Below are 9,476 nucleotides of genomic sequence, written 5' to 3' on the forward strand. Positions count from 1 at the left end.
AGGCGAATCTGCTCTCCATACTCATTTCTGGATAGATAATCTTGGGTTTATCGAACTCTCGGAAGTAGGCGATATCGTCCTGAATCTCGTACCACTTGTATGTCCCAGGCTTACGTCCAGGCCAAGGTTTTGACTCATCCCATCCCTTCGGACGCGGCTCAAGACGTTCTCGGAACTTCTCCAAATGCGCGAGAACGGCTGGATATTTCTCAATCTCCACTCCTCTGCGCACGAAGAGGAGGTAACGCTTTTTATCCCGCACATGCCAGCGCCTAATATCATCTCCAACCGCAAGAGGCTTGATGATTTCGGCGCTGTTTGGATCTGCGGCGATCAGTTCCTCACGCTTCTTGGCATCAATGACAAAGGCATCATTGCACCCAGTCTTGATGCCCCAGTAAATCTTGTTACCACTGACCCACGGTGCTATGCAGGGAGTCCTCGCTCCACTTAGCGTAGATCCTTGCTGTGGCAAGGTCGGCGTGACCGAGGTGTCTTGCTACACGATCTAAATCGCCAGTCTCCCTCATCAGTCTCGTCCCTGAGTAGTGACGCATGGAATGCCAGCCACGGTAGGTTGTCTTGGCGAAGGCACAGGCGGCTCTCAGCTGCTTAACGGCCCCCTGATATTTCAGGTTAACTAGGGACGCGTCAGATTCATTCTGAATGTAGGGGCTGAGGTTGAGGAGAAGGGTCTGACTAAGAACGACCCGACGCATCTTGCCTCCCTTACCACTCCGGACAATCAGTATGCGGTCATGTGGATGGATGTCTCTAACACGCAAACTCAGAGCCTCGCCAATCCGCAAGCCGCCGTGCGAACACAATAGGATGAGCAGCTTGAGTGAACCAGTTGTAACCTCAAGGAGTCTCTGGATCTCATGGTGCTGGTAAGGGAGCCTTTTATCCCACGGCGGTGTGAGATCCTTGGCCGGTTTGACGTCCAGAAAAGGGTCAGCCGTCGTATCGGTGGCCCACCTTAAGGCACGGTACATGGCCCTTGCCCCAGCGACTCTGACGCGCACAGTCGCCGCAGAACGCCCCATAGCTTCCATCTGCCTAAGCCAAAGGCGCCCAGTATCGGGAGTTGCTCGGAGAGGTGCGGTGGCATGAGCAGAGCAGTAGTCCAAGAACTGCTGGATGCTAATCCGATAGGAACGCAAAGTGGCATCGCTGACGCTGGCGCCAGCTGACCCAAAGGCAGTGATATAGGCGAAGGTAAGGGAGCAAAGCTCCTCATGGTCGAAAGCGTAAGCGGCTTTGAATGCACGGCGGCGCAATTCGTCACCAGGAAGGGTCATCCAGCGATTGGCTAGGGCAAGAGGGTTATGCTGATACAGCTCTATCTCATACGACATAGATCAGCATTCTCTTGCCATCTCAGCAATGCTGACGCCAATGACACTTGTTCAGATGGGACTTGTCTTCTCCGGCTTGTTATGCACCCCCGCCGCCGGATGCCCCGGCCCAATCTCCTCTGGCTGCACATCACTCCGCACCAGTGACTGCGCCACGCACTCCAGCGCCAGCACCAGCCCCTCGCTCAGCCCTGTCCGCAGAGACAGCGTTCCCCGGTCATTCCGGTAGATGAGGTGCTCGTCGTCGTCCTGGCGTCGGCCCTGCTTGCGTCCATCCATGCGCTCGCTCTGGTCTTCAATCCAGCGGCACAGCGCCGCCCAGCCACCCGGCCCCACCTTCAGCCCGGTCAGGCTTTCCAGCTCCGCCGCATTCGCCACCGTCACCGTATGCCCGTCAGCGGCGTACACGATGGTCAGGCGGGTGTAGTGCTGAATCATCGTTCCGTCGCCGGGCAGTTCACGCACGCTGAGAATGTCGCCGTGGAAAAAACGCCCGGTATGGTGCTTTTTCCTGGCCTTCTCCAGTTGCGCCTCTGCCGCCATCGCTTTCAGGCGGTGTTCCTGCACCTCCTGCGCCCGTGAGGTTGCCAGGGCCACCCGGCCTGCCGCCAACAGCCGCGCCACTTCCAGCCCCTTCTGGTAGGCCGCCGTCAGGTGCTGCGCGACCTCGGCGTGCAGGACGCTGCCATTCCTTTGGTCACTGCTGACAGGTCCACCACCTCCGACCTGCCTCTCCCCCACCCCGATGATCTGCCACAGCACGCCATGTATGCGGCGCTGCTCCAGTTCTTCAGCGGTCAGGTCAGCCAGTTCCTTGTCAGAAAGGAAGTACCGCCGGTGAATGCACTTCGCCACGTTGTTGATGAGGGCACGGCGTTCCTGATCGAGTGAACGGGGGTCCAGAGTGTGCACAGGCGGAGCCAGCTTCTCGCGGAGAGGCTGACCTTTCCCGCCCCGGCCCGCCTGCTCGAGGACCTGCCGCGCCGCCTCCACGCCTGCCGCCGCCAGGATTGCCCGGGCCATCTCAGACTTGTCTGCCTTCGCCGCACCCACCGAAGCCACCATACCCGCGAGTTGCCGCGCCCGCTGGGTCGCCTCGTCGGTGGTGATGACGACGGGCCTGGGCCTTTCGCCAGGTTCCCTCTCCCCTTTCCAGCGGTGCAGCAGTTCGGCGTAGCTGTCCGCTGTCGGCGTCGTCAGGGCAAGCACTAGGCGTTTCCAGGCGGGGCGGGAACGAGCGTCGAGCAGGTAGGTGGGTTCGGCGTCAGGCAGGCAGGGGCGCAGCTGGCGCACCTGCACGCGGCGCTGGGTGCCGTCGGGAAACTGGACACGGACCGTGGGATTCAGGGCCTCGGGCCTGGCGGCCTGGGTGACCGTTACCCGCTGGCCGTAGCCTGCCGTCTTCACCTTGCCGGGCACGAAATAGGCCGTGTCGCCCGCTTTCAGGGCCAGCAGTCCGGCGGGGGTGACTTTCTTTTTCTTGGGGTTCGGCGTGCTCTGGCGTTCGAGTTCCTTGAATTGCCGCTCCAACTCAGCCTTCCAGCCCGTCATGCCAGGCCCCCAGCGCGAGCTTGCAGCAGGGCCAGCAGGTCGGCCCGCTTGTTGTTCAGGGCGACTTCCGCCAACTTGGGGCGCACCGGGCCGTACTGGGCCAGGTAGCCGTCGAGCGCCACTTCACCGCATCCGGTCAAGACGTAGCCCTCTCGCATGACGACGTCGCCTTGTTTCCAGACGACCCAGCGGATACGCCCGTCCTGGCTGAGTTGCCTGAGCAGGCCGCGCAGGTCGTGCGGCAGGTCGTCGCCGTCCTCGCCCCACCACAGGCCAGAGGCACGCAGGGCGTCATAGGGGCTGCGGGGTTCTCCCGAAAAGGCGCTGAGGAGTCGGTAGATGTCGGGGCGCTGGTTCATGGGGTGACCTCGCTGGGAACGAGCAGAGAAAGGGCGTGTTCGGCGCGGAGAACCTGTTCCATCGTCCAGGCCACCGTGATAGGCAGCCCGGCGCGGCGCAGTTCCTCGTGGCGTTCAAGTTGGGCGGGGCTGGGCTTGTTGCCCGGCTGCTTGAGTTCCAGCCAGAGCAGCAGGCCAGGGGCGCGGAAAGCGAACAGGTCGGGGATGCCCTTGGTGGCCCACACGCTGCCACCACGCTGAGAACCCCGGTACATCTGCCAGACTGTCCAGCCTCGTTCGACGAGGGCCAGGACGACGGCGTCTTGAAAGTCGGCTTCACTGGCGTAGCCGTTGTCTGCCGAAGCGGGCAAGCCCGCCGACGGCGCGGGGGCCGGGGCGGGAGCAGGTGGCTCAGGAAACAGGTGCGGATGCCTGCGCTGGTACTCGCGCAGCTCGCTCTCGGACATGCGGGTCAATCGGAGAGCACCTCCGTCACCTTGCCGGGGTCGTACCGAAGCGGCACCGCGAACGGGTCACGAGTCCGGGCGTAGCGCACATGCTCAAAGAGGTCACGCACCTGTTCACCGCGCTCGAAGTTGCGCGTGCTGGGGTAGCGGCTGACACCCGGGCGCGGGTCGCCGGTGATCAGCGGCTGAAGTTCCCTCAGCTTCTCCGTGAACGCCAACCGTCCCTCTACACCTTCCTGGGCCGGGTCAACGTAGTCGGCGATAATCCACATCTGCCCCATCTGAAGACGGCTGTAAAGATCGAGGGCGTTCTGAAGGTGCTCGGCCTCCGCCTTGGTCAGCAGCACATGGAAGGTCGGCGGTTCAGCCCTCATGGGCCACCTCGAACGCGAGCAACCGCACCGCCCGCGTGTTGAGCCACCAGCGCCACCAGGGGCAGAGCGTGACCACACTGCGCCGGACGTAGCCGTACTGGTTCAGCAGGTGCCCGACTTCCATCATTTCGGCGTCCCTGATCTGCATCCCCCGGTAGATGCCGCGCAGTACCCGGCCACGCTCGTCGAAAGGGATGAGCACCTCTTCCCTTTCCTCCAGGTCTTGCAGGCTCACCACCGCGCCCAGACTGTTGATGGTCTGGGCGGCAAGGCGGCGCTGCTCGGGATCCAGCCGCTTCACCGCTTCCCCCAGGCGGGCAGGGCGTACTTGCCGTCGTTGTGGCGGACCAACTCGTCTTCACGGCGAAGCTCAGCGGCGACCGCGCCCAGCAGCGTCATGTCGAAATCGGGGACAGTCCGGCGCAAGCGGGCCACGATGACGGAGCCATGAACCGGGTGCCCGATGTCCTGCACAGCCTTCAGAAAAGTGGCTTTCGCCTCCGGTGTGACCTGGGGCCGCGCCATGTGCAATTCTTGCGCGGTGGCTTCAGCAGGGCGCCCGAAGCGACTGGCGAGACAGTAGACCCCGGCGTCTACGCGCAGCAAGTGACCCTCTTTCAGCATCCGCCGCATGGCGTCGGCGGCCTTGTCAGGCGGACAACCCAGGCGAACACTCACTTCCGACGCCGACCAGGAGCGCCCCGGCTCCTGCCGCATGATGTCCAGAATCTGTTCACCCTTGCTCACGTTCGTCCTCCCATGCGGCGCGTGCCGCTGTAATGGCCTTCCAGAGCGTGTCGCCCTGTGGCCCTTCCCTGATTTCTCCGGTCTGTGGGTCAGTCGCCCGCACCTGGTAGCCGCTGGAGCGCAGCAGGATGTCCACCTCGACCCCGATCAGACGCAGGCCGTCCAGCCAGTCCAGCGGGGACTCTTCCCCGGCGAAGTCCCGGTAATCCTTCGAGCCGCGCCTCACGGCCTTGCTCACCGCCTCCACGCGCCGCTCCGGGGGAACCTGCGAGAGGGGGACGGGCTGCCCGGTGTCGGGGTGCTCGACGTGCGCTCCGGCGGCGAGGTCACGCACGGCGTCGGCGGTGGCTTTCACGTCGGTGGCGCTGGGATGCTCCTTGCCAGTCACGCCCCGCGCCACGTCGAGCACCAGGGCGTAGTCGTCGGGCACCACGCCCCCCAGGGCGCGGGTGATGCGTTCGGGGGGAAGCTGGAGGCCCCGCTTCTCGAACTCGCCAGCGGTGGCGGCGTAGTCCATCAGCTGATAGGCCCGCTGGCGGCTCATGCCGAAGCGGTCTTCGGCGTAGGTCTGAAAACTGTCGTAGCTCTCCCGGTACAGGCGGCTGTCACGAATCTCGGTCAGTGCCCGGCCTGCCAGCACGGCCGCCGACGCGCCGACCATCACCTGCTCTTCGAGTTCGGTCAGGCGGGCCTGCTCTTCCGGGGTGAGGAGTTGCAAAACGTGCTGGGCGGTCATGCCCGCTCCAGTTGCTGGCTCAGGCGCACATTCTCGGTGCGCTCATCGGGCGAAATGTGCTCAGCCGAGCGCCACGCGAACGTCCGCAGAAAGGCAATCCCTTCCGCCGTGGCCGCCGCCTGGTAAAGCTCCGGTGGCAGGCGTCCGGCGGCGACATAGAGGGCGTCACGTTCCAGGCCGTACAGCCTTGCCAGGGCATTGAGGAGATGGTTGCTGGGTGGCCGCTCCATGCCGCTTTCCAGGCGATTCAGGTAGCCACGGTGGACGCACAGCCGGGCCGCCGCGTCGCGCAGCTTGAGGCCCGCCGCGCAGCGGGCCTGCCACAGGAACCGACCGAAGCTGGGCTGAGCGCTCACGCCTCTTCCTCCCGACCGATCCAGGGCAGCCCCTCCGGGGTGAGTTCGGCGGTCGCCTGAATCAGCCGCAGGGTGGCTCGGGCGTCGTCGAGGGCCGAGTGCGCTTTCAGGTCGCTGGTGTCCACCCCGCGCTCGGCGCAGGCGGCGGAGAGTCTGGCCCAGCGGCAGGAGCCGTGCCAGGCGCTCCACTCGCCGTGGACCGGCGCATAGGCTTCCATGACGCAGCCGTCACGCTGCACCGAGGGAATCAGGGCGTTCCAGGCCCGGAGCAGCTCGCTGGGGCCGCCGTCGCCCTGATACCACCCAGGCATGGTGGCATTTAGGCTGTCCGCGATTCGGTTGAAGTCGAAGCCCCCGTTGTAGACGACCACGCGGTGGGTTTGCAGCAATTCCCAGAGGCGCGACCACACTTGATCGAAGGTCGGGCAGCCTTTCAGGTCCTCGTCAGTGATGCCGTGAATGGCGCTCGCCTCGGCAGGCACCGGGAAAGTGGGCCGAACGCGCTGGTTCATCAGCGTGCGCCCGTTGGCGTCCACCATGCCGATTTCGATGACCTGCTCACCTGGGCCAAGACCCGTCGTCTCGGTGTCCAGCACAGCGAGGCGGGGGTCGGTCGCCCAGTCGAGGAAGCGGTCGATCACGGCCTGGGCCTGCTGCTCGGGCGTGGGGAGGGAAAGGGCTTGCAAATCGAGGCCAATGTCGTCGAGTCGGGTCATCATTTACCACCTTTCAGGGCGTCGAGTTGCGCCAGAACGTCAGAGAGTTGGGGCTGAGGGATCTTCTTGAAGCCGAGTGCGCCGGGCATGTCTACCGGGGTAGGCAGCACGCGCACGTCGTCCAGCACCAGGGCGAAGCCGCCGAAGTACCAGGCCTCCTGTCCTGCCGGGCACTCGTCGCCGGGGAACAGCAGGCCCGCGATTCTCACCACGCTGGTCAGGGCCTTATCGGGCACGTCGCGCCGGGCATACCAGACGCCAGTGACGCTTTCGACGTACTTGGCGTCGTCCACGCTGTAGCTGCCGCTGCTGTGCAGGGCGATGTCCTGCCCGACGCGGCGCTCGGCCTGCCGCAGCAGATGCGGGTGCGGCAACCAGCGTTCACGGTTCTCGACACGTTTGCCGTGGCGCTCGATGGCCGCTGTCCAGGGACGGGAGAGCGAGAGGTAGTCGGCAGGGCTCATGCGCTCACCCGCTTTTCGTCCTGGTCATCGTCCTTGGGTGGGAACAGCGGGCGCTGAGGCTCGACGATTTCCACTTCAAAGACCAGTTCCACAGCGCGGGGATCGGCAGGGTTGAACAGCAGCTCAGCGCGGTCATTGGCATCAAAGCCGCGCTCGACGACGGCCACCACCTTGAAGTCTCTGGTCTTGCTGCCCTTGCTGCGAAGCTTCCAGGTGCGGCGGTCACCCTGGCTGTAGACCTTCAGCGTGAAGGTCACTTCCTGGCGGCCATCCTCTTTTTTGGCGAGGCGGTGGGCTTTCTGGAGAAACTTCAGGTCAACGCCACTGGGCAGTTCAAGGTGCAGCGTGGTAAAGGCGTAGCCGTCCTTGTCGTACTCGTGCTTGATGGCGTCCAGCTTGACGGTCAGGGTTTCTTTCATGGCGCACTTCCTGGGGAAGCGGGGGCCAGCGCGGGCCAGCCCCCGGCGAGAGGGCTTAGATCGTTGGCCGCTTACGAAGTTCTCCGCGCTGTTCACGCCAGAGCCACGCGAAAGGGCATAGGTCTGTATTGGCACTGAAGCAGCCAGGATGTTTTTTGCTTGGCGTTACTTGAACGCCCTGAAAGGTCAAAAACAGCGCAAAGTCAGCCTGCTCAGCAGCGTTGAAGGGAAAAGGGACGCGAAGGCGATTTTTGAGGGCCTGCCGCAATTCGGCGGAAGCCCTGTCGGTCGGAGTGTAGCCAATCACACTTCACCCCCGAATAACGGCCCAAAACCATCGCTGTTGTCATCAGGCTCTTCGCTCATGGTCGCCTTTGCGGAGGAACGTCCACGTACTGCCGTCCGCCGACCTTCCACGCCCAGCATCTTCTGAAGCGCCTCGAAGGTCGCCCAGCCGCCATCGGCGACCATCTCGCAGAACTTGTCCAGGACGGGAATACCTTCTGGTGTGACTATGCTGGTCAGCCCCACGACGTTCTCCATCACGAAGGTGCGTGGTTGAAGATCCACCACCAGGCGGGCAAACTCGAACACCAGCGAGTTGCGGGGATCCATCACATCCCGCTTCCCAGCCTTACTGAAGCCCTGGCAGGGCGGGCCACCGAACAGAACATCCAGCTCACCACGCTTCAGGCCCAGGGCACCCAGAATCCGCTCGCTGCTGAATTTCGTCACGTCCCCGAAAAACACATGGCTGGTGCCTGGGACTTCAGGGTGATGGTGAATCCAGCCGCTCCCAGCGTGGGGCAGCAGACCCAACTGCAAGACGGCCTCTGGAGAAAGAAAGCCCTCAATGCCAGCGGCACGAGCTTCCGCTACATCGCGCCCCATGCGCTTGATTTCGCGGTTGAACCATTTCTCCAAGCGTTCTTTGTCGTCTGGCGTAGCCCAGTGCGGCTCGAACTCCCCATACCGGCAGAGGTTCATCATGTACGTACTGGCGGCAGCCGGGTCGAACTCGAACATGCCGATGACCTCAATGCCTGCCATCTTCATACCCAGGCTGAAGCCACCCGCACCAGCGAATACGTCCAGCCCCAGGGGGCCAGGGCCGTAACGGTTGCGACCTACCCGCGAGAGTTGCTCCGCCTGCTGAGCAGGGAGAAGGATGCCGCCAGGTGTCAGTGCCCAGTCAGGATGATTGGTTGGCATGTAGAACATCACCACTCACCCCCGAACAGCGGCCCGAACTCCGCCCCGAAAGGCGCAGCGGGTTTGGGCTTTTCCGGCTTTGGGGCAACTTCCGGCACCTCTGGCTTCTCACCCGCCAGCAATGCCCGGAACGCCTCGACCATCTGCACAAGGCGGGACTCCTCGGCCTGGGTGGGCTGCTCGGGCAGGGGCCGGGCCTGATGCCAGAAGACGTTGTTCCAGGTCCAGCGGGTTTCCAGACTCAGCGTGTTGCCGCAGATGACCTGGGCGGGAATGCCCCAGAGCGTGGTGTTCACGAACGTCGCGTAGCAGCTCAAGGCGCTGAGGTCTTGTGCCACCCAGCGCATGTGAATCGGGCTGACGCCACCACTGACCAGCACCTCGGCGAAGGCCAGAATCATGCCGCCCGACCCGCAGGCAGGCTCGTTACAGGTCAGGATTTTCCCTGGCTCCATGACCTCGCGGGGGTCGTCTCCGAGCTGCATCTTCGCCAGCAGGTAGCAGAGCGAGTGAGGCGTGAAGAACTCGCCACGGGCGTCCCGGTCAAGCTTGTGGGCAATCGCCATGTACGTCGGCCCCAGCAGGTCGCGGAAGGGCCGGTCTTCCATGTCGAGTTGCAACTGGGCAAAGGCCCGGGCAATTACCTCCAAGTCTTCGGGCTTCACGCCCCGGATGGTGTCGAGGTGACCTACCAACGGTTGAAACCGTTGGCTTCTCAGGCAACGCTTGCGCTGAACG

15 protein-coding genes are annotated in these 9,476 nt (G+C 63.7%); all 15 read right to left on the bottom strand.

The genetic code is table 11. The annotated features are described in order from the left end of the window. A partial coding sequence (locus tag Q4C89_RS12275; protein WP_303102907.1) for a hypothetical protein occupies positions 1–475 on the bottom strand: 475 nt, incomplete at its 3' end. Then, positions 408–1,358: a tyrosine-type recombinase/integrase gene (locus Q4C89_RS15190; protein ID WP_368493239.1), complete on the bottom strand. Its 951-nt coding sequence runs from the start codon at positions 1,356–1,358 to the stop codon at positions 408–410. The genes Q4C89_RS15190 and Q4C89_RS12275, both read right to left, overlap by 68 nt. A gap of 51 nt (positions 1,359–1,409) precedes the next feature. Then, a complete protein-coding gene (locus tag Q4C89_RS12280) occupies positions 1,410–2,909 on the bottom strand; it encodes a hypothetical protein (RefSeq protein ID WP_303102908.1) in 1,500 nt (499 codons plus the stop codon). Further along, the gene (locus Q4C89_RS12285) at positions 2,906–3,268 is read right to left on the bottom strand and encodes a hypothetical protein (protein WP_303102909.1); all 363 of its coding nucleotides are present in this window, start codon (positions 3,266–3,268) and stop codon (positions 2,906–2,908) included. Before Q4C89_RS12285 ends, Q4C89_RS12280 begins: the two co-directional genes overlap by 4 nt. Beyond that, the gene (locus tag Q4C89_RS12290; protein ID WP_303102910.1) at positions 3,265–3,714 is read right to left on the bottom strand and encodes a VRR-NUC domain-containing protein; all 450 of its coding nucleotides are present in this window, start codon (positions 3,712–3,714) and stop codon (positions 3,265–3,267) included. The genes Q4C89_RS12285 and Q4C89_RS12290 overlap by 4 nt, the downstream gene beginning before the upstream one ends. A gap of 5 nt (positions 3,715–3,719) precedes the next feature. Continuing rightward, on the bottom strand, positions 3,720–4,088 hold the full coding sequence (locus tag Q4C89_RS12295) for a hypothetical protein (RefSeq protein ID WP_303102911.1): 369 nt from the start codon (positions 4,086–4,088) through the stop codon (positions 3,720–3,722). Further along, positions 4,078–4,389, bottom strand: coding sequence for a hypothetical protein (locus Q4C89_RS12300; RefSeq protein ID WP_303102912.1), 312 nt, complete (start codon positions 4,387–4,389; stop codon positions 4,078–4,080). Before Q4C89_RS12300 ends, Q4C89_RS12295 begins: the two co-directional genes overlap by 11 nt. After that, positions 4,386–4,835 (bottom strand): hypothetical protein, encoded by a 450-nt coding sequence (locus tag Q4C89_RS12305; protein WP_303102913.1) that lies wholly within the window; start codon positions 4,833–4,835, stop codon positions 4,386–4,388. Before Q4C89_RS12305 ends, Q4C89_RS12300 begins: the two co-directional genes overlap by 4 nt. Next, positions 4,822–5,571 carry a hypothetical protein gene (locus Q4C89_RS12310; RefSeq protein WP_303102914.1) on the bottom strand — a complete coding sequence of 250 codons (750 nt, stop codon included), beginning with the start codon at positions 5,569–5,571 and terminating at the stop codon, positions 4,822–4,824. The genes Q4C89_RS12305 and Q4C89_RS12310 overlap by 14 nt, the downstream gene beginning before the upstream one ends. After that, positions 5,568–5,927, bottom strand: coding sequence for a helix-turn-helix transcriptional regulator (locus Q4C89_RS12315; RefSeq protein ID WP_303102915.1), 360 nt, complete (start codon positions 5,925–5,927; stop codon positions 5,568–5,570). The genes Q4C89_RS12310 and Q4C89_RS12315 overlap by 4 nt, the downstream gene beginning before the upstream one ends. Further along, positions 5,924–6,643, bottom strand: coding sequence for a 3'-5' exonuclease (locus Q4C89_RS12320; RefSeq protein ID WP_303102916.1), 720 nt, complete (start codon positions 6,641–6,643; stop codon positions 5,924–5,926). Before Q4C89_RS12320 ends, Q4C89_RS12315 begins: the two co-directional genes overlap by 4 nt. Next, the gene (locus Q4C89_RS12325) at positions 6,643–7,107 is read right to left on the bottom strand and encodes a hypothetical protein (protein ID WP_303102917.1); all 465 of its coding nucleotides are present in this window, start codon (positions 7,105–7,107) and stop codon (positions 6,643–6,645) included. Before Q4C89_RS12325 ends, Q4C89_RS12320 begins: the two co-directional genes overlap by 1 nt. Next, on the bottom strand, positions 7,104–7,526 hold the full coding sequence (locus tag Q4C89_RS12330; protein ID WP_303102918.1) for a hypothetical protein: 423 nt from the start codon (positions 7,524–7,526) through the stop codon (positions 7,104–7,106). The genes Q4C89_RS12325 and Q4C89_RS12330 overlap by 4 nt, the downstream gene beginning before the upstream one ends. 303 nt (positions 7,527–7,829) lie before the next feature. After that, positions 7,830–8,747 (bottom strand): DNA cytosine methyltransferase, encoded by a 918-nt coding sequence (locus tag Q4C89_RS12335; protein WP_303102920.1) that lies wholly within the window; start codon positions 8,745–8,747, stop codon positions 7,830–7,832. Continuing rightward, the coding region (locus Q4C89_RS12340; protein ID WP_303102919.1) for an N-6 DNA methylase at positions 8,747–9,476 on the bottom strand (730 nt) is incomplete at its 5' end. The genes Q4C89_RS12335 and Q4C89_RS12340, both read right to left, overlap by 1 nt.

This window comes from Deinococcus sp. (genome assembly GCF_030523985.1).
Lineage (GTDB): Bacteria > Deinococcota > Deinococci > Deinococcales > Deinococcaceae > Deinococcus.

Coding starts and splice junctions, on each gene's coding strand:
- Q4C89_RS12310 (WP_303102914.1), bottom strand. CDS start 5,571: ATGACCGCCCAGCACGTTTTGCAACTCCTCACCCCGGAAGAGCAGGCC.
- Q4C89_RS12320 (WP_303102916.1), bottom strand. CDS start 6,643: ATGACCCGACTCGACGACATTGGCCTCGATTTGCAAGCCCTTTCCCTC.
- Q4C89_RS12280 (WP_303102908.1), bottom strand. CDS start 2,909: ATGACGGGCTGGAAGGCTGAGTTGGAGCGGCAATTCAAGGAACTCGAA.
- Q4C89_RS12285 (WP_303102909.1), bottom strand. CDS start 3,268: ATGAACCAGCGCCCCGACATCTACCGACTCCTCAGCGCCTTTTCGGGA.
- Q4C89_RS12335 (WP_303102920.1), bottom strand. CDS start 8,747: ATGTTCTACATGCCAACCAATCATCCTGACTGGGCACTGACACCTGGC.
- Q4C89_RS12330 (WP_303102918.1), bottom strand. CDS start 7,526: ATGAAAGAAACCCTGACCGTCAAGCTGGACGCCATCAAGCACGAGTAC.
- Q4C89_RS12325 (WP_303102917.1), bottom strand. CDS start 7,107: ATGAGCCCTGCCGACTACCTCTCGCTCTCCCGTCCCTGGACAGCGGCC.
- Q4C89_RS12290 (WP_303102910.1), bottom strand. CDS start 3,714: ATGTCCGAGAGCGAGCTGCGCGAGTACCAGCGCAGGCATCCGCACCTG.
- Q4C89_RS12295 (WP_303102911.1), bottom strand. CDS start 4,088: ATGAGGGCTGAACCGCCGACCTTCCATGTGCTGCTGACCAAGGCGGAG.
- Q4C89_RS15190 (WP_368493239.1), bottom strand. CDS start 1,358: ATGTCGTATGAGATAGAGCTGTATCAGCATAACCCTCTTGCCCTAGCC.